The following is a 25,676-nucleotide window of genomic DNA, read 5'->3' as shown; positions in this document are numbered from 1 at the left end:
TGAGCTCTTATAATGCGCACTCCCCCAATGAGAGATCACACCATGACCGTTGCCACCAGCAAACAAGCCACGCCATGCGGCGCCTGGACTTCCCCGATCACTGCTGCCGTCGTTGCTGCCGGCGCCGTGCCGCTGGCGCAGCCGATGCCCGATGGCGCTGCCATCGGCTGGCTTGAGGGGCGCACCAGCGAAGGCGGGCGCATGACGCTGATGGTGCACGACGCGGGCGGCACGCGCGAACTGACGCCGGCGCCGTTCAATGTGCGCAGCCGCGTGCATGAATACGGTGGTGGCGCGTATCTGCTGAGCGGCGGCGTGGCCTGGTTTTCGCACCATGCGGACAACCGCCTGTACCGGGTCGAGAACGATGGCCAGCCGGTCGCCGTCACGGCCGCCGACACCGGGCATCGCTTCGCCGACTTCGTGCTCGACGCCGGGCGCGATCGTTTGGTGGCGGTGCGCGAAGACCATTCGCCCGGCGCGACCTATCCGGTCAACACGCTGTGCGCGGTGGGCTTTGACGGCGCCGAGACCGTGCTGGTCGAGGGCAGCGACTTCTATGCCGCGCCGCGCCTGTCGCCCGATGGCCGCCAGCTGGCCTGGCTGTGCTGGGAGCTGCCGCACATGCCGTGGGAAGGTACCGCGCTGTGGCTGGGCGATGTGGCCGCCGACGGCGCGATCGTCAACCGGCGCCTGATCGCCGGCGGGGCCGATGAAGCGATTTGCCAGCCCGAATGGTCACCTGGCGGCGTGCTGCACTTCGTGTCCGATCGCAGCGGCTGGTGGAATCTGTATCGTTACGCCGCTGACGCTGTCGACGCCCTGTGCGAGCGCGCGGCCGAATTCGGCGTGCCGCAGTGGAACTTCGGCGGTTCGCAGTACGCTTTCCGTTCCGAAGAGCAGATCGTGTGCGCGTATATCGAGATGGGCGTGAGCCACCTGGGCATCGTCTCCACCCACGACGGCAGCCTGACGCCACTGGAAACGCCGTATGAAGACATCCGCGACGTCAAAATCAGCGGCGACATCGTGACGCTGCTGGGCGGCGCGCCGACCATTGCGCCCGAACTGGCACGCATCGACCTGGCCGGCGCGCCGCTCGACGTGCTGGCGCACTCGATTCCGCAATTGCCGGCCACGTCGTACCTGGCCGTGCCGCTGCCGATCAGCTATCCAAGCGCCAACGGCCGCACCGCCCACGCCTTTTACTATGCGCCGGCCAATCACGACCATGCCCCGCTGCCGAACGAGCTGCCACCGCTGATCGTGATCGGCCACGGCGGCCCGACCAGCATGGCCACCAGTACGCTCAAGCTCTCCACCCAATACTGGACCAGCCGCGGTTTCGCGGTGCTGGACGTGAACTACGGCGGCAGCACGGGCTTCGGGCGCGAGTACCGCAACCTGCTCCAGCACCAGTGGGGCGTGGTCGATGTCGAGGATTGCGTGGCCGGTGCGCGCCACCTGGCGGCCATCGGGGCGGTCGACCCGGAGCGCCTGCTGATTCGCGGCAGCAGCGCCGGCGGCCTGACGGTGCTGTCGGCGCTGGCCTTCCACGACGTATTCAAGGCCGGCGCCAGCTATTACGGCGTGTCCGACCTGGCCGGGCTGGATCTGGACTCGCACAAGTTCGAGTCGCGCTACAACGCCTACCTGACCGCGCCGCCCGAGCGCGCCCAGGCCGTGTACCGTGAGCGCTCGCCGATCCACCACAGCGACAAGTTGCGCAGCCCGATGATCTTCTTCCAGGGCCTGGACGACAAGGTCGTGCCGCCGCAGCAGTCCGAAAGCATGGTCGACGCGCTGCGCGCGCGCAAGCTGCCGGTGGCCTACCTGACGCTGGAAGGCGAAGGCCATGGCTTTCGCAAGGCCGACAGCGTGGTGCGCACGCTCGAAGCCGAGCTGTATTTCTACCTGCGCGTGTTCGGCATTGCCGTGCCGGCCGACCTGCCCGCCATCGAGATCGAGAATCTCGCCGCATGAAGAGTGGCCCATTGCCAGGCGACGTGCGGGCGCAGCTGGCGGCCTGCAGCGCCGAAGAACACGCAATCCTGACGCTGCTCGCGATCGCCGGCGAGCCGATGGGCCGCCAGCGCATCCTCGAGCACATGCGGGCGCTCAATGCGCCGTTGCCGGCCGCGCAGTGGGCCGATGAACTGGCGCGCCTGAAGGCCGAAGGCCTGCTGGTCGACGCCAACGAACGCGGGCTGGCGCTGGCCCCGGCGGCCAGCTGGCCCGTGCTCGACTTCGCCCTCGACAGCGGCCTGTTCGACGTGGTGGCGGAGGCGTATGGCGCAGTATCGACCGTGCGCCGCGACTGGCAGGGTCACCTGATGCTGCGCAGTTACCGCCAGGGCCTGGCCCTGCTGCGCATCGCGCTGCTGACGCGGCAAGACTTCGACGTCGTCACGCCGCTGCTCGACGCCTGCCTGGCCTGCCATGAAGCGAGTTACCTGCATCCGCTGGTCGATGTCTGCGCGCGCCCGTTCACGCCGGCGCTGATCGATCGGATCCACCCGCGCCTGCGCGAAACCGTGCTGCATGTCCTGGTGGTGCATGTGCGCAGCGAGCCGGCACTGGCCCCGGCCGTGCGCGCCTGCGCCGAGGGCTACATCACGCGCAGCAACCCGGAAAGCCTGCTGCGCCGCGCACTCGGCGAACACTACATCCTGTGCGGGCGCCTGGACGACGCGCTTGATCTGGTCGCCGAGATGACCGATTCACCGGGCCTGTTCCTGCGCAGCGTCGTCCAGCTTCTACGCGACGATGTCGACGGCGGCCTGGCGGGCGTCGAAGCAGCGCTGAAGCAGTTGCGGCGCGAGACCGGCAAGCGCAAGGCCACCTTCAGCGGCCATTGCGCGCACATCGCCGTGGCCGCCCTGCTGCGCAGCAGCGAACCGGCGCACCGCAAGCTGGCCGACGCCTGGCTCGAGATCGAAACACGCGCCGTGCAGCGGCCCGACAACGCGGTCTGGTTCCAGCTCGGCATGCTGCACGAAATCCGGCGCGGCACCGTCGACGCCAGCCTGTTCGCCACCCGCAGCTGGGAGCTGTCGCTGGAACCGACCGTATTCCGCGCGCTGATCCACTACTGGCTGGCGCTTCCCGCATTGAACAGTCAGCGGGCGCGCCTGGAAGACATGCTGGCGCAATCCGAACTGGCCGGGTTCGACCTGTGGTCGGCGCAACTGGCCGGCGTGCTGGCGCAGATGGGCCAAGCGGGTTATCTGATTCACGAGGCGCGCGCGGGCGAAGTGCGCCAGCGCCACCGCTTGCCCGACATGGCGCTCTGGTTCACGCGCGAAGAGGCGTGGGAGCGCCAGCTCAATGCGCTGATCAACCTGCAGCCAGCCCTCACCATCGAGCAGGTCAAGGAATCGCGCCTGGTCTGGCTGATCCGTCACGACCCGCATCTGGGCGTGCAGGAAATCGAACCGCGCGAGCAAAAGCGCGATGCGCAAGGCGCCTGGAGCCGCGGCCGCGCGCTGGGCCTGAAACGCCTGGCCGAAGAAGGCGCGCAGCTCGAGTTCCTCACCGCGCAAGACCTGCAGGCGATCAATGCGATTGCCGGGCGCCGTTACTACGCCGGCAGCGGCATCCGCTTCGAACTCGAGGTGCACAAGGCGCTCGCTGCCCTGGTCGGCCATCCGCTGCTGTTCTGGATGGCCTCGCCCGGCACGCGCGTCGAGCTGCTGCCGGGCGAGCCCGAACTGCTCGTCAAAAAACAGGGCGACAAGGTGTCGATCACGCTGCACCCGGCGCTCGACAACGAAGACGGCGATGTGGTCATCACGCTCGAGACGCCCACGCGCCTGCGCCTGGTGCGCATCAACGACGAGCACCGCCGCATCGCCGCCATCGTCGGCGCCGGACTGGACGTGCCGCTGTCGGCCGAGCGGCGTGTGCTGCGCGCCATCGGCGCGGTCGCTTCCAGCGTCACCGTGCAGTCGGACATCGGCGCGAGCAGCGCCGACATCGACACGGTGCCGGCCGATGCGCGCATGCACATTCACCTGCGCCCCTACCAGCAGGGCCTGCGCATGCAGTTGCTGGTGCGCCCGCTGCCTGCCGGCGCTTACTACGGCCCTGGCGAAGGCGCGGCCAGCGTGATCGCCGATGTCGACGGCATCCGCACCGAAGCGCAGCGCGACATGAATGGCGAGCGCGACGCCGAGCGCGAGCTGGTCGGGCGTTGCCTCATGCTCGAACAGGCCGAGCAGGAACACGGCGAATGGCTGCTCGGCCAGCCGATGCTGGCACTCGAACTGGTCGAGGAGCTCAGGGCATTGGACCCGGCCTCGATCGTCGTGGCCTGGCCCGAGGGCGAATCGTTCCGCGTCACCAAAAAAGCCACCTCGAAATCGGTACGGGTCCAGATCCGGCGCGAGCGCGACTGGTTTGCCGCCAGCGGCGACATCGTGATCGACGAAGGCCGCGTGATGAGCCTGCGCACGCTGCTGGAAAAGCTGCGCGAGAGCGGCAGCCGGTTTGTCGCGCTGGGCGAGAACGATTACCTGGCCCTGTCCGACGAACTGCACCGGCGCCTGATGGAACTGGGCGCGTATGGCGAACTGCATGGCGACGGCATCCGCACCCACGCGCTGGCCAGCTTCGCGCTGGGTGAACTGGCGCATGATGCCGGCAGCGTCGACGCCGATAGCGCCTGGCGCGCGCACCTGACGCGCATGGCCGACAGCGCCGCCTTCACGCCCACCCTGCCCTCGACGCTGCAGGCCGAGTTGCGCGACTATCAAATCGAAGGTTTCGAGTGGCTGGCGCGCCTGGCCCACTGGGGCGTGGGCGCCTGCCTTGCCGACGATATGGGCCTGGGTAAAACGCTGCAGGCGCTGGCGCTGCTGCTCACACGCGCCAAGGACGGCCCCGCGCTGGTGGTCGCGCCGACGACCGTCTGCCTGAACTGGATCGACGAGGCGGCGCGCTTTGCGCCGACGCTGAACCTGAAACTGTTCGGACCGGGCGAACGCGCCGCGACCGTGGACGACGCCGGGCCGTTCGACGTCGTCATCGTCAGCTACGGCCTGCTGCAGCAGGAGGCGGCGCGTTTCAAGGGTCGCCGCTGGCACAGCATCGTACTGGACGAAGCGCAGGCGATCAAGAACATGCACACCAAGCGTTCGCAGGCCGTAATGGCGCTGCAGGGCGACTTTAGAATGGCCGCCACCGGCACGCCGCTGGAAAACCACCTGGGCGAATTGTGGAACCTGTTCCGCTTCATCAATCCGGGTTTATTGGGCAGCGCCGAGCAGTTCCAGCTGCGCTTTGCCGGCCCCATTGAAAAAGCCCAGTCCGAGAAGGTGAAGGACCGGCGCGCCGAAGTCGCCGCCCGCGCGCGCCTGCGGCGCCTGACCGCGCCGTTCATCCTGCGTCGCACCAAGGCGCAGGTGCTGGCCGAACTGCCGCCGCGCACCGAGATCGTCATCCCGGTCGAACTGAGCGCCGAGGAAAGCGCACTGTACGAATCGCTGCGGCGCCAGGCGCTCGACAAGCTGGCCGCGCTCGAGGCGCCCGAAGGCCAGAAGTCGATCGAGATCCTGGCCGAGATGATGCGGCTGCGCCGCGCCTGCTGCAATCCCGAGCTGGTCGCGCCCGGCGCCGGCATCATCAGCAGCAAGCTGGCCGCGTTCGCGCGCCTCACGGCCGACCTGATCGAGAACCGCCACAAGGTGCTGGTGTTCAGCCAGTTCGTCGACCACCTGACCCTGATCCGCCAGCATCTCGACGCACAGGGCGTGCGCTACCAGTACCTCGACGGGTCCACGCCAATGCAGGAGCGCAAAAAGCGGGTCGACGCGTTCCAGGCCGGCGACGGCGACATGTTCCTGATCAGCCTGAAGGCCGGCGGCGTGGGCATCAACCTGACGGCGGCCGACTACGTGATCCACATGGACCCGTGGTGGAACCCGGCGGTGGAAGACCAGGCCTCGGACCGCGCGCACCGGATGGGGCAGCAGCGGCCCGTGACGATTTACCGGCTGGTCGCGCGCGGCACGATCGAAGAAGGCATCGTCGATCTGCACCGCCACAAGCGCGACCTGGCCGACAGCCTGCTCGAAGGCACCGAGATGGCCGCGCGCATGTCGCCAGCGGACATGCTCGACATGCTGCGCACGGGACTGGGCAAGTAGCGCTGCCTTGATAGAACACCAAGATCGCACCTTGTCCCGTTCGTGTCGGAATGTTTCAACCGTCCGCAACCGGCGGGTTTGGTGCTAACCTGCACGCGATTCGCGCCGTTGCGGATCACGAATTCACACTTGTTACAGGGCCGAATACGATGATAAAAACGAAAATCGCGCTGGCAGCCTTGCTGGCCTGCTTCGCACTGGCGCCGGCCAGCGCCGCCACCAAACCAGCCAAGAGCAAGGCGAAATCGACCAAGGTCGTCAAGAAGTCGACCAAGGCCAAGAAGGCCGTCGTCGGCGCCGCCGCCATTGGCGCGACCGCCGCTGTTGCCAGCAAGAGTGCCAGCGCCAGTGACAGCGCCGCGCCAGCGAAGGCCAGCGAAGGCCGCCTGGATCGCCGCATGGCCACCCTGAGCATGCAGTACCTGACCGCGCTGTGGCGCGTCGATCCGGAAGGCGGCATCTACGTCGGCAAGTTCGACCAGGCCGCGAACCTGACGCTGCCCGACCCTGCCACGCGCGCCAAACAACTCGCCTTTGCCAACGAGTGGCTGGAAAAATTCGGCAAGCTCGATCAGAAGCAGCTCTCGCCGCGCTACCGCACCGACCTGGTCCTGCTGCTCAACAAGCTGGAAAAGGACCGCTGGGCCTTGAGCACCTGGCGCGAGTTCGAGTGGAATCCGTCGGCCTACAACATCGCCGCGCCGCTCGACCTGATTCTCAATACCGATTACGCGGCCAAACCGCAGCGCCTGCGCACGATCCTCAAGCGCCTGACCGACGTACCGGCCTATTACGCGGCCGCGCAGGCGTCGATCAAGACGCCGACGCGCGAGCATACCCAGCTGGCGATCAGCCAGGCGCCGGGCACGCTGGCGGTCCTGGCCGACCTGGGCAAGGCGGCCCAGGAATCGATCCTGACCACGCAGGAAAAGACCATCTTCGCGCAGCGCATCGCCAATGCCGGCACGGCGGTGCTGGGCTACGTCGACTTCTTGAGCGACATGGAAAAGCGCCAGGCCGCCAATGGCCAGGCCCGTCCGTTCCGCATCGGCAAGGCACTGTACGAGCAGAAGTTCGCGCTCGACATCCAGTCCTCCAGCAGCGCCGAGCAGACCTACCGCAAGGCCCTGGCCACGCGCGAAGAGCTGCTCACGCACATGGACAAGATCTCGGACGAGCTATGGCCGCGCTACATGGCCGGCGTGGCCAAGCCGGCCGAGCGCTTCCAGAAGATCGGGATGATGATCGACAAGTTATCAAGCCGCCACGTCAAGCGCCAGGACTTCTTTACCGAAATCCGGCGCCAGATCCCGCTGCTGCAGGACTGGGTGATCAAGCATGACCTGCTGACGCTCGACCCGAGCAAACCCCTCGAAGTGCGCGAGACGCCGATGTACCAGCGCGGGGTGGCCGGCGCGAGCATCGATGCGCCCGGCCCGTACCGCGCCAAGGACAAGACGTATTACAACGTCACGCCGATGGACAGCCTGACGGATGCCCAGGCCGAGAGCAGCCTGCGCGAGTACAACGAGTGGATCCTGCAGATCCTGAACATCCATGAAGCGATTCCGGGCCACTATGCGCAGCTGGTGCACGCGAACCGCTCGCCGTCGCTGATCAAGGCATTGTTCGGCAATGGCGCGATGGTCGAGGGCTGGGCGGTGTACGGCGAGCGCATGATGCTCGAATCGGGTTATGGCGACAATGCGCCCGAGATGTGGCTGATGTACTCGAAGTGGAACCTGCGCAGCGTGACCAACACGATTCTCGACTACAGCGTGCACGTCAACGGCATGAATCAGGCGCAGGCCATCGACCTGTTGACGCGCCAGGCCTTCCAGACGCGCCAGGAAGCCGATGAAAAATGGCGCCGCGCGACGCTCACGTCGGTCCAGTTGACCAGCTACTACAGCGGCTACGAGCAGATCATGGAATTGCGCGAGCGCCGCAAGGCGCAACTGGGCGAGCGCTTCAACCTGAAGGCGTTCCACGATCAGTTCTTGAGCTACGGCAATGCGCCGGTCAAGATGATTTCGGAACTGATGCAGTAACGGTGTGAAGGACGCGGCGCGGTAGCGTGCCGCCACCGGCGATGTTGTTCCTGCAACAGCAGGAGCAACATCGCCGGGATTCGGGGGCGAATCGGGAGGGGAGTTGCGTTACGCCGTTTCTTCGGGCGCGCGCGTGGCGCGGGCGAACATCGGCGCGACCAGCAGGCCCAGCTCGTAGAGCAGGCACATCGGAATGGCCAGCGCCAGCTGGCTGACCACATCCGGCGGCGTGACGATCGCCGCGATGACGAAGGCGCCGACGATCACGTACGAGCGCACTTCGCGCAGCTTCTCGATCGGCACGATGCCCATGCGCACCAGGATCACGACGACCACCGGCACTTCGAACGACGCGCCAAAGGCCAGGCACATCGACATCACGAAATCGAGGTAGTTTTCGATATCGGGCGTGACCGCGATCGACGTCGGCGCAAACGCGCTGATGAAGTGGAACACGCGCCCGAACACGAAGAAGTAACAGAACGCCACGCCGCCAATGAACAGCAGCGACGACGAAATCACGAGCGGCATCACGAGGCGTTTTTCGTGGGCGTACAGGCCCGGCGCGATGAAAGCCCAGGCCTGGTAGAACACCCAGGGCAGCGCCAGGATGAAGGACAACAGCAGCGTGACCTTCATCGGTACGAGGAACGGCGAAATCACGCCGGTGGCGATCATGGTCGAGCCTGGCGGGAGCGAGGCGATCATCGGCGCGGCAATCAGGTCGTAGATCTGGGACGGGCCAGGCCAGGCCATCAATGCGGCGCACACGATCGCAATGCCGATCGAGGCCTTGACCAGGCGGTCACGCAGCTCGACGAGGTGCGAGATGAAGGTATCTTCGCCGGCGGCTTGTTCAGTCATCAGCTAGGCGATCAGAAAAAAGAGGTAGTGGAGTTGGCGCCCGCGCCGGGACGGTACTTGCGCACGCGGGCCGCGCCGGACATCACATGGCGCTTGGTGCCATGGCGATTCTTGTACCAGGCCGGCACACTCGAAGTGCGCACCAGCTTCTTGCGGCGAAAGTCCTTCGCCTTGCGATCGATATCGGCCACGGTGGGCGTGATCACGTGCGCGCTTGCATCCGCGCCGCGCTCGTCCCACAACGCTTCGACCTCATCGACATGGCTGGTCACGGACGAGCCGAACTCCCCGGTTGCCGATTCAACATCGTTCTTGAACGACTGCGCGCGCTCCTGCACTTCCTTGTGCAGATTGCGCAGCTCGTCGAGCTCGATCTCACGGCTGACCTCGGATTTGATGTCATGCAGGTAGCGCTGGGCACGCCCATAGAGCGTGCCAGCCATGCGCGCCACCTTGGGCAGCTTTTGCGGCCCGATCACGATCAGCGCAACAACGCCGATGATCGCGATTTTCGACAGTCCAAGATCGATCATGAGGACGCCGGGTTACAGGCGGGTCTTGTCGCGGGCTTCCACGTCGATGGTCGACTTGTCGGCCACCTGCTGCGTTGCCTGGACACGGGCGGCTTCTGCTTCGGCAGCCCGCTCTTCGTCGCCCTTGACGCCGTCCTTGAAGCCCTTGACGGCCTTGCCCAGGTCGGAACCCATATTGCTGATTTTTTTGGTGCCGAAAATCAGCATCACGACCACCAGCACGATGACCCAGTGCCAAATACTCAATCCACCCATATTGTTCTCCTGATGGCGCCTGGCGCCTGAAAAATTAGTGCTGCGCAAACTGCATACATACCGAGTATATGCGATGCGGGAGCCGGTTGCTCCCAATCGAACTTAACCCGAACTTAACCCGCACTTAAGCCAAACCTGGACGCTGCCTACAGCCCCAGAGGGCGCCATGGACGCGGCCCGCCGTACAGGTGCAAGTGCAGGTGATACACCTCTTGCCCGCCATCCGGACCGGCGTTGATCAGCGTCTTGAAACCGCCGACCGGCTTGCCAGCGGCGTCCATCTTGACCGCAATACCATTTTGCTCGGCAAGTTTCGGCGCCAGCGCCAGCATCTTGCCCAGCAGCGCCGCATGCTCGTCAGTGCAATCGGAGAGCGTGGCCACGTGCACCTTCGGAATCACCAGCAAGTGCACGGGCGCTGCCGGATTGATGTCCTTGAACGCCAGCACGTCAGCGTCTTCATAGACGATGGCAGCCGGGATCTGCTTGGCAACGATCTTGCAAAAAATGCAGTTATCCATTCTGTCTCCAGATGATTACATTGCGTGACACGCAAGCGAGCACGGGCATCCTACCAAGGCTCCATGACATCGCCATGACGACGAAGGACTGATTATGACACCGGTTCGGCGGGTTGGCACGCCAGCCATGCACGCCAGGCCGGCGTGCAGGGTCAAGCGTCGGTGCGCGCAGCTTTCTCGTCCAGCCCCGACACGCCTTCGCGCCGCGCCAGTTCGTCGAGCACCTGCTGCGGCGTGAGGTCGAACTTGGCCAGCAGCACCAGCGAGTGGAACCACAGGTCGGCGCATTCATACAGCACCTTGGTGGCATCGCCATCGACGCGGGCGTCCTTGGCGGCCATCACCAGTTCGGTGGCTTCCTCGCCGATTTTCTTGAGGATGGCGTCGTCGCCCTTGGCAAACAGCTTGGCGACATACGATGCGGCCGGGTCGCCACCATTGGCAGGTTTGCGCGATTCGATCACGGCCGCGACGCGGGCCAGGGTAACGCTCATGGGGTCTTCTTGTCTTTTGAGTAAATCGTGTCGGGGTCTTGCAGAACCGGCTCGACGCTGTGCCAGTCGCCGTTGTCGTATTTCTGGAAGAAGCACGAGTGACGCCCGGTATGGCAGGCAATCGAACCGACCTGCTCGATCTTGAGCAGCACGACGTCTTCGTCGCAGTCCAGGCGGATCTCGCTCACCTTCTGGATGTGGCCGGACTCTTCGCCCTTGTGCCACAGCTTCTTGCGCGAGCGGCTCCAGTACACGGCTTCGCCCGATTCGACGGTGCGGGTGAGCGCTTCGCGGTTCATCCAGGCGAACATCAGGACGTCGCCGCTGGTTGCTTCCTGTGCGATGACCGGCACCAGGCCGTGTTCATCCCAGCGCACTTTATTGAGCCATTTGGCATTCGTTGTCATCGCGTTACTCCAGGCGCATCGGGATACCGCGCTCGTGCATGAAGCGCTTGGCTTCCCCGACCGTGTGCTGCCCGTAGTGGAAGATGCTGGCCGCCAATACCGCGTCGGCGTGGCCCTGCAGGATGCCGTTGGCCAGGTCTTCCAGGCTGCCGACGCCGCCCGAGGCGATCACGGGGATGCCCACGGCGTCGGACACGGCGCGGGTCAGGCCCAGGTCGAAGCCCGATCTGGTGCCGTCGCGGTCCATGGAAGTGAGCAGCAACTCACCGGCGCCGAGGCTTTCCATCTTGCGCGCCCATTCGACGGCATCCAGCCCCGTCGCATTGCGCCCGCCGTGGGTGAACACTTCCCAGCGGCCCGGCGCGATCTGCTTGGCGTCGATCGCCACCACGATGCACTGCGAACCGTGCTTGTGGGCGCAGTCGAACACCAGCTGCGGGTTGGTAACGGCCGACGTGTTCATGCTGACCTTGTCGGCGCCGGCATTGAGCAACCGGCGCACGTCTTCCACCTTGCGCACGCCACCACCGACGGTGAGCGGAATGAACACGGTCGAGGCAACGGCTTCGATGATCGGCAGGATCAGGTCGCGGCCATCGCTCGAGGCGGTGATGTCGAGGAAGGTGATTTCGTCGGCGCCTTGCCCGTCATAGCGGCGCGCGATTTCGACCGGATCGCCGGCGTCGCGCAACTCGTTGAAGTTGACGCCCTTGACGACCCGGCCGCCGGTGACGTCCAGGCAGGGGATGATGCGTTTTGCGAGCATGGAATCAGGCGCCAGCGCCTTCGGTCAGTTCATCGGCGCGGTCCTGGGCCGAGGCCAGGTCGAGCGTGCCTTCGTAGATCGAGCGGCCACAGATCACGCCCTCGATGCCTTCGTCCTGCACTGCGCACAGTGCTTCGACGTCGGCCAGCACGTGCACGCCGCCCGAGGCAATCACGGGAATCTTCACCGCGCGCGCCAGCTTGACGGTCGCTTCGATGTTCACGCCGCCCATCATGCCGTCGCGGCCGATGTCGGTGTAGACGATCGATTCGACGCCGTAGCCTTCAAATTTCTTGGCCAGGTCGATCACTTCATGGCCCGACATCTTGCTCCAGCCGTCGGTGGCAACCTTGCCGTCGCGCGCGTCCAGTCCAACGATGATGTGGCCCGGGAAGGCGCCGCAAGCGTCGTGCAGGAAGCCCGGATTCTTCACGGCGGCGGTGCCGACGATGATGTAGCTGATGCCGTCATCCAGGTAGCGCTCGATGGTGTCGAGGTCGCGGATGCCGCCGCCCAGCTGCACCGGGATCTCGTCGATGCCATTCTCTTCGGCGTATTCCTGCACGATCTGCAGGATCGACTTGATGGCCGATTCGTTCTTGGGTTTGCCCGCGAATGCGCCGTTCAGGTCGACCAGGTGCAGGCGCCGCGCGCCCTGCTTGAGCCAATGCAGCGCCATTTGGGCGGGATCTTCGGAAAACACGGTGGCGAGTTCCATATCGCCTTGTTGGAGGCGAACGCAGTGACCGTCTTTGAGGTCGATGGCGGGGATCAGCAGCATGGTCGTTGTCGGTAGAGTTAACGGGTTAAATACGAGGGATGAATCAAGGATTCCAGTGGATGAAATTACGGTACAGGCGCAAGCCCGCTGCCGCACTTTTCTCCGGGTGGAACTGGGTGGCGACGATATTATCGCGGCCGACAGCGCAGCAGAACGGACCGCCGTAATCGGCTTCGCCGATGACATCATGCGCGTTTTCGGGCGCTGCGTAATAACTGTGCACGAAATAGAAGTAGCTGTTGTCTTCGACGCCGTCCCACAGCGGGTGCGCGCGCGACTGGCGCACGCGGTTCCAGCCCATTTGCGGGACCTTGAAGCGCGAGCCGTCGTTCTGCAATTTTCCATCCAGCTGGAAGCGCACGACCTTGCCCGGCAACAGACCCAGGCCCGGGGTGCCACCGTTTTCTTCGCTGGCGTCGAACAGCATCTGCTCGCCCACGCACACGCCCATGATCGGGCGCGTCTTCGCGGCGCGCAGCAGTGCGTCTTCCAGGCCCGATTCGCGCAGGCTGCTCATGCAGTCGCGCATCGCGCCCTGCCCCGGCAGCACGATGCGGTCGGCCGCATCGAGGTCGGCGGCGGAGCTGGAAACGACGACATCGGCTTCGGGCGCGGCAGCGCGCAGCGCCTGGACCACCGAGCGCAGGTTGCCCAGTCCGTCGACCACAACAATTTTATTTGCCATGTCGCGTCGCGCCTTACAGGCTGCCCTTGGTCGACGGGATGATGCCGGCGGCGCGTTCATCGAGCTCGCTGGCCATGCGCAGCGCGCGGCCGAACGCCTTGAACACGGTTTCGCACTGGTGGTGGGCATTCACACCGCGCAGGTTGTCGATGTGCAGCGTCACGCCGGCGTGGTTGACGAAACCGCGGAAGAATTCACCGGTCAGGTCGACGTCGAAGGTGCCGATCATCGCGCGCGTGAACGGGATGTGCATTTCCAGACCCGGGCGACCCGAGAAGTCGATCACGACGCGCGACAGCGCTTCATCGAGCGGCACGTAGGCGTGGCCATAGCGGCGGATGCCCTTCTTGTCGCCGATGGCCTTGGCCACGGCCATGCCGAGCGTGATGCCGGTGTCTTCGACCGTGTGGTGCGCGTCGATGTGCAGGTCGCCCACCGCTTCGACTTCGAGGTCGAACATGCCGTGACGCGCGATCTGGTCGAGCATGTGGTCGAGAAACGGCACGCCCGTGTTGAGCTTCTGGCGGCCGGTGCCGTCAAGATTGATCGACACGCGGATCTGCGTTTCGTTGGTGTTGCGGGTAATGTCGGCGGTACGGGTCATTGCTCGGGTGCTTTTCAAGGTACGTAATAACTACGGGACGCTACGACAGGGAAGCCTTCAGGGCGGTCAGGAACTGGTCATTCTCTTGCGGCGTGCTGACCGTGACGCGGATGCAGTTGGCCAGCAATGTGTGCATTTTACTCAAATTTTTGATCAGGACCTTCTCGCCGTGGAGAAGCTTGCAGGCGCGCTCGGCATCGGGCACGCGCAGCGCGATGAAATTGGCGGCCGACGGGAACACTTCCACACCCGGCAAGGCGGCCAGCGCGGCGGCCAGGCGGGTGCGCTCGACGTTCAACAACTCGGCCTGGCGGTCCAGCACATCCAGATGCTCGAGGGCGAATTCGGCCGCTACCTGGGTCAGGATATTGACGTTGTAGGGCGGGCGCACTTTCTCGAATTCGGCCAGCAGCGGCGCGGCCGCCGTCATGTACCCGAGGCGGATGCCGGCCAGGCCGAGCTTTGACAGCGTGCGCATCACGACCAGGTTCGGGTGCTGCGGCAGGCGGTCCATGAAGCTGACCTTGGCGAACGGCTGGTAGGCCTCATCGACGACGACCACGCCCGATTCGCCGAGCGCCGTGATGATCGCTTCCATGTCGGCCGCGTCGTACAGGTTGCCGGTCGGGTTGTTCGGGTATGCCAGGAAGACCAGCGACGGCTTGTGCTCGTCGATGGCGGCCAGCATTGCCGGCAGGTCCAGCGAAAAATCGGGCTTGATCGGCACGCCGACAAAATCGGCACCGGCAAACTGCGCCGAACGCGAAAACATCACGAACGCCGGCACCGGCGCCATGACCACGGCACGTTTCGAGCCGTCGCGTTCCTGGCGCGCAATCGTGGTCGCCAGGATCGTGATCAGCTCATCCGAGCCGTTGCCGAGCAGGACGTCGTAACCAGCCGGGATGCCCAGTTTGGCGCAGATGGCGTCCTTCAGCGTGCGGTACGACGGCACCGGATAACGGTTCAGCGCCGCATCGGCCAGGCGCGCGCCGAGTTGCGTGCGCAGCTCGTCCGGCAGCTGGTACGGGTTTTCCATCGCGTCGAGCTTGACGTAGCCGCTTGAATCCGGCACGTGGTACCCCCCGACCGCGCGCACGTCGGCGCGGATGGTGTTCTCGATCAGTTTGGCGATGTCGGTCATGAAGTTTCTTCCGTGGAGAGTGTGGCCATGGCAGCCTTGGCCGCCTTGCGTTTTTTTGCCCCGGTCAGCGGCACCTCGGGCGCAGCCAGGCGCTCGTGGATGATGGCGCAATACGCGGGATTGAGTTCGAAGCCGGTGTACTGGCGCCCCAGGCGCTTGGCGGCGATGGCCGTCGTGCCGCTGCCCATGAACGGGTCGAGCACGATGCCGCCCGGCGGGCACGAGGCCTTGACCATACGCTCGATGATCTCGAGCGGCTTTTGCGTCGGGTGGTCGGCGCGCTCCGGATGCTCGCGGTGCAGGCGCGAGACGCTCCAGACGTCCTTCGGGTTGTAGCCCACTTCGAGCCACTTGGCGCCGATGAAGATCGAGCGCGAGCGGGCCTTCTTGGTCGCCGCGTCATACGGGATGCGCACCGCGTCCAGGTCGAAGTAATAGTCTTTGCGGTTGGCGAAAAAGCCGATGGTGTCGTGCACCGACGAGAAGCTGCGCACGCTGCCGCCCATCGACGGCACGCGGCGGTCCCAGATGATCTCGTTCATCATCGTCATGCGTTTTTTCAGCATCACGAAGATCTCGGGCGTGAAGCGCCACGTGAGAAAGATGTACAGGCTGCCGTTGGGCTTGAGCTTCGGCACCACCGCGTCGATCCACTGCTCGGTCCAGGCCAGGTAGGCCTCGACGCTTTGCTGGTCCGAGGCGTTGCCATAGTCCTTGCCCAGGTTGTACGGCGGGTCAGTCAGGATCAGGTCGATGGACCCGTCCGGGATGCGCGCCAGCCCTGACAGCGCATCCTCGCAGAATACCTGGTTGACCCAGTCGTTCATGATGCCTGGGGCGCAGTTGGCAAAGGAACTGGGTTCAGTCGTAGTTCGGCACTGCGCGCGTGCGCCTGCAGGCCTTCGCCATAGGCCAGCGTGGCCGCGACCTTGCCCAGCGTTTGCGCGCCCGCTTCGCTGACCTGGAGGATCGACGAGCGTTTCTGGAAATCGTACACGCCCAGCGGCGACGAGAAGCGCGCCGTGCGCGAGGTCGGCAGCACGTGGTTCGGGCCGCAGCAATAGTCGCCCAGTGATTCGGACGAGTAGCGGCCCAGGAACATCGCGCCGGCGTGGCGGATCTTGTCGGCCCACTGCTGTGGATCTTCAGCCGAGATCTCGAGGTGTTCGGCCGCGATGCTGCTGGCGATCTCGCATGCTTCCTCCATGCTGCTCACCTTGATCAACGCGCCACGGTCGCCCAGCGACGTCGTGATGGTGGCCGCGCGCGGCATCGTCGGCAGCAGCTTGTGGATGCTCGCTTCGACTTGCGCGATGTAGTCAGCGTCTGGGCACAGCAAGATGGCCTGCGCCAGTTCGTCGTGCTCGGCCTGCGAAAACAGGTCCATCGCGACCCAGTCGGGATCGGTGGTGCCATCGCACAGCACGAGGATTTCGGATGGCCCCGCGATCATGTCGATGCCGACCGTGCCGAACACGCGGCGCTTGGCGGCGGCGACATACGCGTTGCCGGGGCCGACGATCTTGTCGACGGCCTGGATCGTTTCGGTGCCATACGCCAGCGCGCCGACTGCCTGCGCGCCGCCAATGGTGATCACGCGCGTGACGCCCGCAATCGCCGCCGCAGCCAGCACCATCTGGTTCTTCACGCCGTCCGGGGTCGGCACGACCATGATGATTTCCTTGACGCCTGCCACGTGGGCCGGAATCGCGTTCATCAGGACCGACGACGGATACGCTGCCTTGCCGCCCGGGACATAGATGCCGACCCGGTCCAGGGGCGTCACGCGCTGGCCCAGCACGGTGCCGTCAGGCTCGGTGAAGGTAAAGCCGGTGGACGATTCTTTCTGGCGCTCGTGGTACACGCGCACGCGGTCGGCCGCGACCTGCAGCGCAGCGCGCTGGTCGTCGGGCAGCGCAGCGAGCGCTGCTTCAAGCTCCGCCTGCCCAACGTCGAACTGCGCCATGCTCGTGGCGCCGCCGTTCGGGATGCGGTCGAATTTGTTCGTGTAGTCGAGCACGGCGGCGTCGCCACGCGCTTTTACATCGCGCAGGATGCCGGCGACGGCCAGTTCGATGGCGTCGTCGGTTTCGGCTTCAAACGCGAGCAGCGCGCTCAGCGTGGTGGCGAAGTCGGGTGCGGTCGAATCGAGCTTACGGATCTGTACTGCCATTTTGCGTCTAGCCTTTTGCTTTGGAGGCGCGTTCGAACGCGTCCAGGATCGGTTGCAGGCGCTCGCGCTTGAGCTTGAGCGCAGCCTGGTTGACTACCAGGCGCGAGGAGATATCCATGATTTTTTCGACTTCGACCAGGTTGTTGGCGCGCAGCGTGCCGCCGGTCGAGACCACGTCGACGATGGCGTCCGACAGGCCCACCAGCGGCGCCAGCTCCATCGAGCCATACAGCTTGATCAGGTCGACGTGCACGCCCTTGCGGGCAAAGTGCTCGCGCGCGGTGTTGACGAACTTGGTCGCCACACGCAGGCGCGCGCCCTGGCGCACGGCGCTTTCGTAGTCGAAGCCCGCGTTGACCGCCACCGACATGCGGCATTCGGCGATGCGCAGGTCGATCGGCTGGTACAGCCCTTCGCCGCCATGCTCGAGCAGCACGTCCTTGCCGGCCACACCGAAATCGGCAGCGCCGTACTGAACGTAGGTCGGCACGTCGGAGGCGCGCACGATCAGCACGCGCACGCCGGGGTCATTGGTCGGCAGGATCAGCTTGCGCGAGGTTTCCGGGTTTTCCAGCACCTCGATCCCGGCGGCCGACAACAGCGGCAGGGTGTCTTCAAAGATGCGGCCTTTGGACAGCGCCAGGATCAGCTGGGTCTCGTCCGTATTGCTGGTAAAAGTCATGGTGATTCGATGTGATTACTTGATACGGACGATGTCGGCGCCCACCGCCGACAGCTTCACTTCCATGCGGTCGTAGCCGCGATCGAGGTGGTAGATGCGGTCGATCAGCGTCGTGCCTTCGGCGGCCATGCCGGCAATGACGAGCGAAGCCGACGCGCGCAGGTCGGTCGCCATGACGGGCGCTCCGATCAGGCGCGTGACGCCGTCGATGAACGCGGTATTGCCGTCGGTCGTGATCTGCGCGCCAAGGCGGTTCATCTCTTGCACGTGCATGAAGCGGTTTTCAAAAATCGTCTCGGTCACGCGCGAGGCGCCGCCGGCGATCGTGTTGACGGCCATGAACTGCGCCTGCATATCGGTCGGGAAGCCAGGATACTCGGTCGTGCGGAACGACACCGGCTGCGGGCGGCCATCCATCTTGGCGCGGATGGTATCGGTGCCGACGGTCAGCTGCAGGCCAATTTCGCGCAGTTTGTCGAGCGCCACGTCGAAGATATCGGTGCGGGTGTTGGTCAGCTGGATGTCGCCGCCGGTGGCCGCGACGGCGCACAGGAAGGTCGCCGCTTCGATGCGATCCGAGATCACCGCGTGGCTGGCGCCATGCAGCTCCGGCACGCCCTGGATCACCAGGCGGTCGGTGCCGATGCCGTCGATCTTCGCGCCCATGGCCACCAACAGATTGGCCAGGTCGGTCACTTCCGGCTCGCGCGCGGCGTTTTCGAGCACCGTCTCGCCGTCGGCCAGCGTTGCGGCCATGAGCAGGTTCTCGGTGCCGGTCACGGTGATCATGTCGGTGCGGATGCGCGCGCCCTTGAGCTTCGTGGCCTTGGCGTGGATGTAGCCGCCTTCAATCGTGATCTCGGCGCCCATCGCGCGCAGGCCCTGGATGTGCTGGTCGACCGGGCGCGAACCGATGGCGCAGCCACCAGGCAGCGAGACCTTGGCTTCGCCGAAGCGCGCCAGCAGGGGACCCAGCACCAGGATCGAGGCGCGCATGGTCTTCACCAGTTCGTACGGCGCGACCAGGTTGTTGATCGCGCTGCCGTTCATGGTGACGTTTTCGTCGTCCAGATCGATTTTGAGGCCGGTCGTTTCCAGCAGCTTGAGCATCGTGCGCACGTCATGCAGGCGCGGCACATTGGACAAGTGCAGGTCGCCCGCAGTGAGCAGGCCCGCGCACAGGATGGGCAGCGCCGCATTCTTGGCGCCGGAAATCGCGATGTCACCTTGCAGGCGTTTGCCGCCGACGATCTGGAGCTTGTCCATGATTAGCCTTTGAATTCTTCAGGGGTCAGGGTTTTCATCGACAGCGCGTGGATTTCCTCGCGCATGCGGTCGCCCAGCGCGGCGTACACGATCTGGTGGCGCTGGATCGAGCGCTTGCCGACGAACGCTGGCGAGACGATCACCGCCTCGAAGTGCTGGCCGTCGCCATTGACGGTCAGGTGGGTGCATTCAAGACCGGCGCTGAGATAGCCGTGAATCAGTTCGGGTGTGGTGGCCACGATAACTCCAAAAATATTTAGTGGCGCAGCTTGTAGCCGCGCTTGAGCAGGTTGATTGCCATGGCCGTCAGCACCGCGAAGAACACGGACACGATGGCCAGGCTGGTCCAGGGCGACACGTCGGACTGGCCGAAGAATCCGTAACGGAACCCGTCAATCATATAAAAGAACGGATTGAAATGCGAGACGGCCAGCCAGAATGGCGGCAGTTTTTGTACCGAATAGAACACCCCGGCCAGGAACGTCGCCGGCATGATCAGGAAGTTCTGGAACGCGGCCAGCTGGTCGAACTTCTCGGCCCAGATGCCGGCGATGACGCCCATCGTGCCGAGAATCGCGGCGCCCAGGATCGCAAACACAACGATCCACACCGGCGCGACAAACGTCAGGTGCGCGAACCAGGCGGTGATGGCAAACACGCCGGCGCCGACCACGATCCCGCGCAGCACCGCCGCGCCGACATACGCCGCCAGGATCTCGGCATGCGACAGCGGCGCGAGCAGGATGAATACCAGGTTGCCACTGATCTTGGACTGGATCAGCGACGACGACGAATTGGCGAACGCATTTTGCAGCACGCTCATCATCACCAGGCCGGGAATCAGGAACGACGTGTAGGCCACGCCCTCGAGCATCTCGACCCGGCCGTCGAGCACATGGCCGAAGATGACGAGGTACAGCATGGCGGTGACGACCGGCGCGGCGACGGTTTGCGTGGCCACTTTCCAGAAGCGCAGCGACTCTTTGTAGAACAGGGTGCGGAACCCGATGGAAAACAGATTCATTGCTTACCCTCTTCCATGATCTGGATGAAGATGTCTTCCAGGTCGGCCTGCTGCAGCTGCATCTCGTCGATCACGGCGCCGGCTTCGCGCAGGCGCGCCAGGATCGGTTCGACGTCGGCGTAGTCGTTCACGCGCAGCGTGTATTTGTTGTTGTTGGCGGGTTCATCGTGCGACACGAGCGAACGCAGCTCGACCGGCAGCGCGCCGGATTTCAAGTGCACGACCAGTTGCGAGCCCGAGACACGGCGCAGCAGGGTGCTCATCGTGTCGAGCGCCACCACATTGCCACTCTTGAGCATTGCCACGCGCTGGCACATGGCCTGCGCTTCTTCGAGATAGTGGGTGGTGAGCACCACCGTGTGGCCGCCTTCGCGGTTCAGGCGCGCGATGAACTTCCAGAGCGTCTGGCGCAGTTCGACGTCGACGCCGGCGGTCGGCTCGTCCAGCACGATGACCGGCGGGCGGTGCACGAGGGCCTGCGCCACCAGCACGCGCCGCTTCATGCCGCCCGACAGCGCGCGCATATTGACGTCGGCCTTGTCGGTCAGGTCGAGGTTGTGCATCACTTCGTCGATCCAGCCATCGTTGTTGCGGATATCGAAGTAGCCGGACTGCAGGCGCAGCGTTTCGCGCACCGTGAAGAACGGATCGAACACCAGCTCTTGCGGCACGACGCCCAGACGCTTGCGCGCTTCGCGAAAATCGGTCACGACGTCGTGGCCATGGATTTTCACGCTGCCGGCGTCGGGCCGGATCAGACCCGCGATGGTGGAAATGAGGGTGGTCTTGCCGGCGCCATTCGGGCCCAGCAGGCCAAAGAACTCGCCCTCTTCGATGGAAAGGGACACGCCCTTGAGCGCCTTGAAGCCCTTGTAGCTCTTCTCGACACGGTCAATCTGGATTGCAGTCATGCGAAATGGGAGGCGCGACGCGCGATAGTCACAACAAAACGGAGGCCGGCTGGGGAACGCACCAGGACCGTGCAGGAAAACAGTCCATTATAGGTGAAATCACCACGTCAAGCGGGCCAGGCCCAGAAACCCGGCGGGACGCCGTGCAGGCACTGATAGTGAAACGCGGAAGAAAAAAACGGGCAGCCGAAGCTGCCCGTAGTCATGCTGGTGCGACCAGCGGGTCGACCCCGTACAGGGACGACAGCTTGCGCACGTTGTCCGGCACATTGATGAACGTAAGACGGTGCCCGGCGCTCAGTGCGCGGCGTTGCCAGGCGAGCAGCAGGGCCACGCCCGACGAATCGGCCGACTTCACGCCGGCCAGGTCGAACACGGTTTCGCCAGCGCTGATCGCCGCCTCACCCTGCGCCAGCGCCAGGCGGGCGCTGTCGAAGGTCATGGCATCGATCGTCAGCATGGGATTTGCCTCAGCCATTACTTGACCGGTGCTGCCAGTGGCTTGGACGCCAGTTGCGCGTTGCGCTCGGCCAGGCGCTTGATCAGGCCATCGACGCCGCTCTTGCTGATCTCGCTGTTGAAGGTGCTCTTGTAGGTCTCGACCAGCCAGGCGCCCATGATGTTGACGTCATAGATCTTCCAGCCGTTGCTGCCCTTGGACAGGCGGTAGTTCAGCGTGATCGGCTCGCCGCGCGCGACGTTGACCTGCGAGCGCACTTCGACGTCAGTGTCGGCAGGGCTGGATCGCATCGGCTTGAACTCGACGGTTTCGTTCTTGATCGTCGACAGCGCGCCGGAGTAGGTGTACACCAGCAGCGTGCGGAACTCGTTCGTCAGGCGCTTTTGCTGGTCCGGCGTGGCGGCGCGCCAGTGGCGGGCAGCGGCTTGCTGGGTCATCTTTTCAGCATCGACGTAAGGCAAGATTTTGGTATTGACCAGACCCATGATCTTGCTGCGGTCGCCCGACTGGATTGCTTTGTCGCTCTTGACGCTGTCGATCACTTCGGCGCTGATGCGCTTGACCAGCACGTCCGGCGCTTCGGCGCTGGCGGCAGGCTGGGCGATCACGCTCGTGGAAAAGGCAGCGGTGACTGCGGCGGCGGCGATCAGGTGCATGAATGGCTTCATCGTGTTCCTTTCAACTTACTTCGTTTCGGAAGGCGCAGGCGCGTCGGCTTCGTCAGCCTGGCGCGGCACATTGCCGTCGTAGACCTGGCTCTGGCGGCGCTGCAGGTAGCTGTCGCGCAAGAACTCGTAACGATCCAGTGCAACGTCGTCCATCAAGCCCGACGCGTCAAGCAGCGCAGCGCGCTTGTCGATCAGATTGACGCCGGTGCCGACATTGCGCCAGTTGACCGGCGTCTTGTAGCGCCAGATGTTGCCGGCACTGTCGGCCGGCAGCGCTGCGGTATCACGCACCGTAGATGGGCCCAACAGCGGCAACATCAAGTACGGACCGCTCGGTACGCCCCACTTGCCCAGCGTCTGGCCAAAATCTTCGTTGTGCTTCTGCATGCCGGCTTCGGACGCGATGTCCAGCAGGCCGAAGATGCCGAAGGTCGAATTGACCGCCACGCGGCCAAAATCGGTCGCGCCGGCTTCGCCCTTGCCTTGCAGCAGATTGTTGATCGAGCTCCAGGCATCCGACAGGTTGCCAAAGAAATTGTTCACGCCCGTTTTGGCAAAGCTTGGCACGACGTTCTTGTAGACGGTTGCAGTTGGCTTGAGCACCGTGCGGTCGACAGCGTCGTTGAAGGAATAAACCGCGCGGTTATAACCTTCGAGCGGATCCTGCGGATTGTTCGCGGTGGTCGCGCAACCGGTCAGAACCAGGACAGCAGCGGCGGCGGCACAGAGACGCAGGTGCGAAAGCATGTTGGTGTAGTTCATTGACTACCTTCCTTTCCATCAGCAGCCTTGCTGTAGATAAATTGATTAATTAAGTCTTCCAGGACTGTCGCCGACTGGGTGCGAATGATGCGATCGCCTTCAGCCAGATTGTTCGTGTCGCCACCGGCTTCGATGCCGATGTATTGCTCGCCAAGCAGACCCGCGGTCAGAATCTTCAACGAACTATCTTTTGGAAATTTATAGTCAGTGTCCAGATCGAGGCGCACAGATGCCTGGAAGCTCTTGTCGTCAAAGGCAATCTGGCCCACGCGACCGACCACCACACCAGCGCTCTTGACTGGCGCCTGGGGCTTGAGGCCACCGATATTGTCAAACCGGCCGCTGACGGAATACGTCTGCCCGAACGACATGGACTTCAGATTGCCGGCCTGGAACGCCAGGAACAGCAGTGCAGCCAAGCCCAGCAGCACGAACAGGCCAACCCAAACGTCGATAGTTTTGCGATGCATTTTATTACCCTAAAACCGTGTTAGTTATTTATTGAACATCAGGGCGGTCATGACGAAATTCAGCCCCCAGACCAGCAGCGATGCAATCACGACAGTGCGTGTGGTAGCACGCGACACGTCTTCTGGCGTCGGCTGGGCCTGGTACCCCTGGAACAGGGCGGTAAAGGTCACTGCGATGCCAAAGATAAAGCTTTTAATCACGCCGTTCAGTACGTCAGCGCGCACATCGACGCCAGATTGCATCTGCGCCCAGAAAGAACCTTCGTCCACGCCGATCAATTTCACACCGACGAGATAGCCGCCCAGCACGCCGACGGCTGAAAACACGGTGGCCAGCACCGGCATGGCGATCACGCCTGCCCAGAAACGTGGCGCCAGCACCCGTTGTACCGGATTAATCGCCATCATTTCCATGGCCGACAATTGCTCGCCCGCTTTCATCAGGCCAATCTGGGCCGTCAACGAGGTGCCGGCACGGCCGGCAAACAGCAGCGCAGTCACGACCGGCCCGAGTTCACGCACAAGCGACAGAGCGACGACCTGGCCCAGCATCTGCTCGGCGCCGTACTGGTTCAGCGTGTAATAACCCTGCAGGGCCAGCACCATGCCGACGAACAGGCCGGACACGGCAATGATCACCAGCGAATAATTGCCAATAAAGTGGATCTGCTCAGAAATCAAACCCGGACGGCGAAACGCGCCTGGCGAGACGCGCAGGATGCTGATGAACGAGCGAATGGCAAAGCCGAGACCGGCCAGGCCTTCGCGCACCGAGCAACCGATATAACCAAAGAAACGGGCGATCATGTGCGCGCTCCCAGGCCCAGGTCGTCGGCCAGCGTTTTGCCGGGATAATGGAACGGCACGGGGCCGTCCGGCTCGGCATTGACGAACTGGCGCACGTACGGATCAGTCGACACGCGCAGTTCGGTCGGCGTGCCTTCGGCGACGATCTTGCCAGCGGACATGAAGTAGACGTAATCGGCAATCGCGAAGCACTCTTTCACGTCGTGCGAGACGAGGATCGAGGTCGAGCCGAGGGCGTCGTTCAGGTTGCGGATCAGATTGGCGGTCACGCCCATCGAGATCGGGTCGAGGCCGGCAAACGGCTCGTCGTACATGATCAGTTCAGGGTCGAGCGCAACGGCGCGCGCGACAGCCACGCGGCGCGCCATGCCGCCCGAAATCTCGGCCGGCTTGAGGCGATGCGCATTGCGCAGGCCCACGGCATTGAGCTTCATGAGCACGAGGTCGCGGATGAGTTCTTCAGGCAGGTCGGTGTGCTCGCGCAGCGGAAACGCCACGTTATCGAACACCGACAGGTCGGTAAACAGCGCGCCAAACTGGAACAGCATGCCCATGCGCCGACGCAAGCGGTACAAGCCCTGCGTATCGAGGCTGTGCACGACTTCGCCGCCAATGCGGACTTCGCCGCGCTGGGGGCGAATCTGGCCACCGATCAGGCGCAACACTGTCGTCTTGCCGCAACCGGAACCACCCATGACAGCAATGAGCTTGCCACGTGGGAAATCCATGCGCAGATTCGACAGAATGGAACGCTCACCGTAAGCAAAATGCAGATCGCGGATTTCGACTAGGTTCGACACAGCATCATTTGAGGTTAGGGAATCCGGTATTGTAGTGCAGAAAGCTATTTACCCGCTTGAGGGACCCGATTTTACCCCCGGCAGACGACGTGACATTACAACACTAATAACTATGTAGTCAGCTATTTAACTTTGTAAGTCATTGTTTTCATTGGATTATGCAACTATGCCAATATTGCGATTCCTTGTGAGGAATCAAACTATTTGAAACAGTTTTACATAAACCGCTCGATATCGGCTGCGTCATCCCGCGACAGCGTGCCAGGCCATTTTGCATTGCAGCATCCAAATTGGGGACGGCTTTGCGAATTAGCAAGTGACAGTTTATAAATAGTTTGTCATGCATATGTCGCCGGGCTGCAGGGGAGCCAGCGAACATGGCGGTCGCATTGCACGACCGCC

At 63.9% G+C, this 25,676-nt stretch carries 27 protein-coding genes; 3 read left to right on the top strand and 24 right to left on the bottom strand.

All coding sequences use genetic code 11. The features are described 5' to 3' along the window. The first annotated feature begins 42 nt into the window (after positions 1-42). The 3 genes from RCH14_RS09675 (at position 43) to RCH14_RS09665 (ending at position 8,197) form a co-directional block, all read left to right on the top strand. Positions 43-1,983 (top strand): prolyl oligopeptidase family serine peptidase, encoded by a 1,941-nt coding sequence (locus RCH14_RS09675; RefSeq protein WP_343025911.1) that lies wholly within the window; start codon positions 43-45, stop codon positions 1,981-1,983. Then, complete coding sequence (locus RCH14_RS09670) at positions 1,980-6,146, top strand: DEAD/DEAH box helicase (protein WP_343025910.1); 4,167 nt, start codon at positions 1,980-1,982, stop codon at positions 6,144-6,146. Before RCH14_RS09675 ends, RCH14_RS09670 begins: the two co-directional genes overlap by 4 nt. Positions 6,147-6,295: 149 nt before the next feature. Beyond that, positions 6,296-8,197: a DUF885 domain-containing protein gene (locus tag RCH14_RS09665; protein WP_343025909.1), complete on the top strand. Its 1,902-nt coding sequence runs from the start codon at positions 6,296-6,298 to the stop codon at positions 8,195-8,197. Positions 8,198-8,305: 108 nt separating this feature from the next. On the opposite strand, the gene tatC is transcribed toward RCH14_RS09665, so the two are convergent. The 24 genes from tatC to RCH14_RS09545 all read right to left on the bottom strand — a co-directional run bounded on the left by tatC (position 8,306) and on the right by RCH14_RS09545 (position 25,274). Then, positions 8,306-9,061, bottom strand: coding sequence for a twin-arginine translocase subunit TatC (gene tatC, locus RCH14_RS09660; RefSeq protein WP_343025908.1), 756 nt, complete (start codon positions 9,059-9,061; stop codon positions 8,306-8,308). A gap of 11 nt (positions 9,062-9,072) precedes the next feature. Further along, the gene (gene tatB, locus RCH14_RS09655; RefSeq protein ID WP_343025907.1) at positions 9,073-9,594 is read right to left on the bottom strand and encodes a Sec-independent protein translocase protein TatB; all 522 of its coding nucleotides are present in this window, start codon (positions 9,592-9,594) and stop codon (positions 9,073-9,075) included. 12 nt (positions 9,595-9,606) lie between these two features. Further along, on the bottom strand, positions 9,607-9,849 hold the full coding sequence (tatA, locus tag RCH14_RS09650) for a Sec-independent protein translocase subunit TatA (protein WP_183555135.1): 243 nt from the start codon (positions 9,847-9,849) through the stop codon (positions 9,607-9,609). 146 nt (positions 9,850-9,995) lie between these two features. Then, positions 9,996-10,370, bottom strand: a complete 375-nt coding sequence (locus tag RCH14_RS09645; RefSeq protein ID WP_343025906.1) for a histidine triad nucleotide-binding protein — start codon at positions 10,368-10,370, stop codon at positions 9,996-9,998. 152 nt (positions 10,371-10,522) lie between these two features. Continuing rightward, on the bottom strand, positions 10,523-10,864 hold the full coding sequence (locus tag RCH14_RS09640; protein WP_343025905.1) for a phosphoribosyl-ATP diphosphatase: 342 nt from the start codon (positions 10,862-10,864) through the stop codon (positions 10,523-10,525). Beyond that, complete coding sequence (gene hisI / locus RCH14_RS09635; protein WP_343025904.1) at positions 10,861-11,271, bottom strand: phosphoribosyl-AMP cyclohydrolase; 411 nt, start codon at positions 11,269-11,271, stop codon at positions 10,861-10,863. Before hisI ends, RCH14_RS09640 begins: the two co-directional genes overlap by 4 nt. Before the next feature lie 4 nt (positions 11,272-11,275). Further along, the gene (gene hisF / locus RCH14_RS09630) at positions 11,276-12,037 is read right to left on the bottom strand and encodes an imidazole glycerol phosphate synthase subunit HisF (RefSeq protein WP_343025903.1); all 762 of its coding nucleotides are present in this window, start codon (positions 12,035-12,037) and stop codon (positions 11,276-11,278) included. A gap of 4 nt (positions 12,038-12,041) precedes the next feature. Continuing rightward, positions 12,042-12,818, bottom strand: a complete 777-nt coding sequence (gene hisA, locus RCH14_RS09625; RefSeq protein ID WP_343025902.1) for a 1-(5-phosphoribosyl)-5-[(5-phosphoribosylamino)methylideneamino]imidazole-4-carboxamide isomerase — start codon at positions 12,816-12,818, stop codon at positions 12,042-12,044. A 43-nt stretch (positions 12,819-12,861) separates the two neighbouring features. Beyond that, positions 12,862-13,503, bottom strand: coding sequence for an imidazole glycerol phosphate synthase subunit HisH (gene hisH / locus RCH14_RS09620; RefSeq protein WP_343025901.1), 642 nt, complete (start codon positions 13,501-13,503; stop codon positions 12,862-12,864). Between the two features lie 13 nt (positions 13,504-13,516). Beyond that, a complete protein-coding gene (gene hisB / locus RCH14_RS09615) occupies positions 13,517-14,107 on the bottom strand; it encodes an imidazoleglycerol-phosphate dehydratase HisB (protein WP_343025900.1) in 591 nt (196 codons plus the stop codon). Between the two features lie 40 nt (positions 14,108-14,147). Then, positions 14,148-15,251 (bottom strand): histidinol-phosphate transaminase, encoded by a 1,104-nt coding sequence (gene hisC, locus RCH14_RS09610; RefSeq protein WP_343025899.1) that lies wholly within the window; start codon positions 15,249-15,251, stop codon positions 14,148-14,150. After that, positions 15,248-16,078, bottom strand: coding sequence for a site-specific DNA-methyltransferase (locus tag RCH14_RS09605; protein WP_343025898.1), 831 nt, complete (start codon positions 16,076-16,078; stop codon positions 15,248-15,250). Before RCH14_RS09605 ends, hisC begins: the two co-directional genes overlap by 4 nt. Further along, positions 16,075-17,424, bottom strand: coding sequence for a histidinol dehydrogenase (hisD, locus tag RCH14_RS09600; RefSeq protein ID WP_343025897.1), 1,350 nt, complete (start codon positions 17,422-17,424; stop codon positions 16,075-16,077). The genes RCH14_RS09605 and hisD overlap by 4 nt, the downstream gene beginning before the upstream one ends. A gap of 7 nt (positions 17,425-17,431) precedes the next feature. Continuing rightward, positions 17,432-18,106, bottom strand: coding sequence for an ATP phosphoribosyltransferase (gene hisG, locus RCH14_RS09595; RefSeq protein ID WP_183555113.1), 675 nt, complete (start codon positions 18,104-18,106; stop codon positions 17,432-17,434). A gap of 15 nt (positions 18,107-18,121) precedes the next feature. Then, the gene (gene murA / locus RCH14_RS09590; protein ID WP_343025896.1) at positions 18,122-19,372 is read right to left on the bottom strand and encodes a UDP-N-acetylglucosamine 1-carboxyvinyltransferase; all 1,251 of its coding nucleotides are present in this window, start codon (positions 19,370-19,372) and stop codon (positions 18,122-18,124) included. A 2-nt stretch (positions 19,373-19,374) separates the two neighbouring features. Further along, positions 19,375-19,611 (bottom strand): BolA family protein, encoded by a 237-nt coding sequence (locus RCH14_RS09585; RefSeq protein ID WP_183555109.1) that lies wholly within the window; start codon positions 19,609-19,611, stop codon positions 19,375-19,377. Positions 19,612-19,628: 17 nt separating this feature from the next. Continuing rightward, a complete protein-coding gene (locus RCH14_RS09580) occupies positions 19,629-20,396 on the bottom strand; it encodes an ABC transporter permease (protein WP_343025895.1) in 768 nt (255 codons plus the stop codon). Continuing rightward, positions 20,393-21,307 (bottom strand): ABC transporter ATP-binding protein, encoded by a 915-nt coding sequence (locus tag RCH14_RS09575; protein WP_343025894.1) that lies wholly within the window; start codon positions 21,305-21,307, stop codon positions 20,393-20,395. The genes RCH14_RS09580 and RCH14_RS09575 overlap by 4 nt, the downstream gene beginning before the upstream one ends. Before the next feature lie 202 nt (positions 21,308-21,509). Then, the gene (locus RCH14_RS09570) at positions 21,510-21,767 is read right to left on the bottom strand and encodes an STAS domain-containing protein (protein ID WP_343025893.1); all 258 of its coding nucleotides are present in this window, start codon (positions 21,765-21,767) and stop codon (positions 21,510-21,512) included. 17 nt (positions 21,768-21,784) lie between these two features. Beyond that, the gene (locus RCH14_RS09565) at positions 21,785-22,435 is read right to left on the bottom strand and encodes an ABC transporter substrate-binding protein (RefSeq protein WP_343025892.1); all 651 of its coding nucleotides are present in this window, start codon (positions 22,433-22,435) and stop codon (positions 21,785-21,787) included. 15 nt (positions 22,436-22,450) lie between these two features. Then, on the bottom strand, positions 22,451-23,197 hold the full coding sequence (locus RCH14_RS09560) for a VacJ family lipoprotein (RefSeq protein ID WP_343025891.1): 747 nt from the start codon (positions 23,195-23,197) through the stop codon (positions 22,451-22,453). Then, positions 23,194-23,667, bottom strand: a complete 474-nt coding sequence (gene mlaD / locus RCH14_RS09555; protein ID WP_343025890.1) for an outer membrane lipid asymmetry maintenance protein MlaD — start codon at positions 23,665-23,667, stop codon at positions 23,194-23,196. The genes RCH14_RS09560 and mlaD overlap by 4 nt, the downstream gene beginning before the upstream one ends. Positions 23,668-23,691: 24 nt before the next feature. Next, positions 23,692-24,474 carry a lipid asymmetry maintenance ABC transporter permease subunit MlaE gene (mlaE, locus tag RCH14_RS09550; RefSeq protein ID WP_343025889.1) on the bottom strand — a complete coding sequence of 261 codons (783 nt, stop codon included), beginning with the start codon at positions 24,472-24,474 and terminating at the stop codon, positions 23,692-23,694. Next, a complete protein-coding gene (locus tag RCH14_RS09545) occupies positions 24,471-25,274 on the bottom strand; it encodes an ABC transporter ATP-binding protein (protein ID WP_332531268.1) in 804 nt (267 codons plus the stop codon). Before RCH14_RS09545 ends, mlaE begins: the two co-directional genes overlap by 4 nt. Positions 25,275-25,676 lie beyond the last annotated feature (402 nt).

Source organism: Massilia sp. MP_M2 (assembly GCF_039123635.1).
Taxonomy (GTDB): Bacteria; Pseudomonadota; Gammaproteobacteria; order Burkholderiales; family Burkholderiaceae_D; genus Telluria.
Note: the sequence above shows the minus strand (reverse complement) of the source record. Positions and strands in the feature narration are given on the sequence as shown.

Coding starts and splice junctions, on each gene's coding strand:
- RCH14_RS09675 (WP_343025911.1), top strand. CDS start 43: ATGACCGTTGCCACCAGCAAACAAGCCACGCCATGCGGCGCCTGGACT.
- RCH14_RS09670 (WP_343025910.1), top strand. CDS start 1,980: ATGAAGAGTGGCCCATTGCCAGGCGACGTGCGGGCGCAGCTGGCGGCC.
- RCH14_RS09665 (WP_343025909.1), top strand. CDS start 6,296: ATGATAAAAACGAAAATCGCGCTGGCAGCCTTGCTGGCCTGCTTCGCA.
- tatC (WP_343025908.1), bottom strand. CDS start 9,061: ATGACTGAACAAGCCGCCGGCGAAGATACCTTCATCTCGCACCTCGTC.
- tatB (WP_343025907.1), bottom strand. CDS start 9,594: ATGATCGATCTTGGACTGTCGAAAATCGCGATCATCGGCGTTGTTGCG.
- tatA (WP_183555135.1), bottom strand. CDS start 9,849: ATGGGTGGATTGAGTATTTGGCACTGGGTCATCGTGCTGGTGGTCGTG.
- RCH14_RS09645 (WP_343025906.1), bottom strand. CDS start 10,370: ATGGATAACTGCATTTTTTGCAAGATCGTTGCCAAGCAGATCCCGGCT.
- RCH14_RS09640 (WP_343025905.1), bottom strand. CDS start 10,864: ATGAGCGTTACCCTGGCCCGCGTCGCGGCCGTGATCGAATCGCGCAAA.
- hisI (WP_343025904.1), bottom strand. CDS start 11,271: ATGACAACGAATGCCAAATGGCTCAATAAAGTGCGCTGGGATGAACAC.
- hisF (WP_343025903.1), bottom strand. CDS start 12,037: ATGCTCGCAAAACGCATCATCCCCTGCCTGGACGTCACCGGCGGCCGG.
- hisA (WP_343025902.1), bottom strand. CDS start 12,818: ATGCTGCTGATCCCCGCCATCGACCTCAAAGACGGTCACTGCGTTCGC.
- hisH (WP_343025901.1), bottom strand. CDS start 13,503: ATGGCAAATAAAATTGTTGTGGTCGACGGACTGGGCAACCTGCGCTCG.
- hisB (WP_343025900.1), bottom strand. CDS start 14,107: ATGACCCGTACCGCCGACATTACCCGCAACACCAACGAAACGCAGATC.
- hisC (WP_343025899.1), bottom strand. CDS start 15,251: ATGACCGACATCGCCAAACTGATCGAGAACACCATCCGCGCCGACGTG.
- RCH14_RS09605 (WP_343025898.1), bottom strand. CDS start 16,078: ATGAACGACTGGGTCAACCAGGTATTCTGCGAGGATGCGCTGTCAGGG.
- hisD (WP_343025897.1), bottom strand. CDS start 17,424: ATGGCAGTACAGATCCGTAAGCTCGATTCGACCGCACCCGACTTCGCC.
- hisG (WP_183555113.1), bottom strand. CDS start 18,106: ATGACTTTTACCAGCAATACGGACGAGACCCAGCTGATCCTGGCGCTG.
- murA (WP_343025896.1), bottom strand. CDS start 19,372: ATGGACAAGCTCCAGATCGTCGGCGGCAAACGCCTGCAAGGTGACATC.
- RCH14_RS09580 (WP_343025895.1), bottom strand. CDS start 20,396: ATGAATCTGTTTTCCATCGGGTTCCGCACCCTGTTCTACAAAGAGTCG.
- RCH14_RS09575 (WP_343025894.1), bottom strand. CDS start 21,307: ATGACTGCAATCCAGATTGACCGTGTCGAGAAGAGCTACAAGGGCTTC.
- RCH14_RS09570 (WP_343025893.1), bottom strand. CDS start 21,767: ATGCTGACGATCGATGCCATGACCTTCGACAGCGCCCGCCTGGCGCTG.
- RCH14_RS09565 (WP_343025892.1), bottom strand. CDS start 22,435: ATGAAGCCATTCATGCACCTGATCGCCGCCGCCGCAGTCACCGCTGCC.
- RCH14_RS09560 (WP_343025891.1), bottom strand. CDS start 23,197: ATGAACTACACCAACATGCTTTCGCACCTGCGTCTCTGTGCCGCCGCC.
- mlaD (WP_343025890.1), bottom strand. CDS start 23,667: ATGCATCGCAAAACTATCGACGTTTGGGTTGGCCTGTTCGTGCTGCTG.
- mlaE (WP_343025889.1), bottom strand. CDS start 24,474: ATGATCGCCCGTTTCTTTGGTTATATCGGTTGCTCGGTGCGCGAAGGC.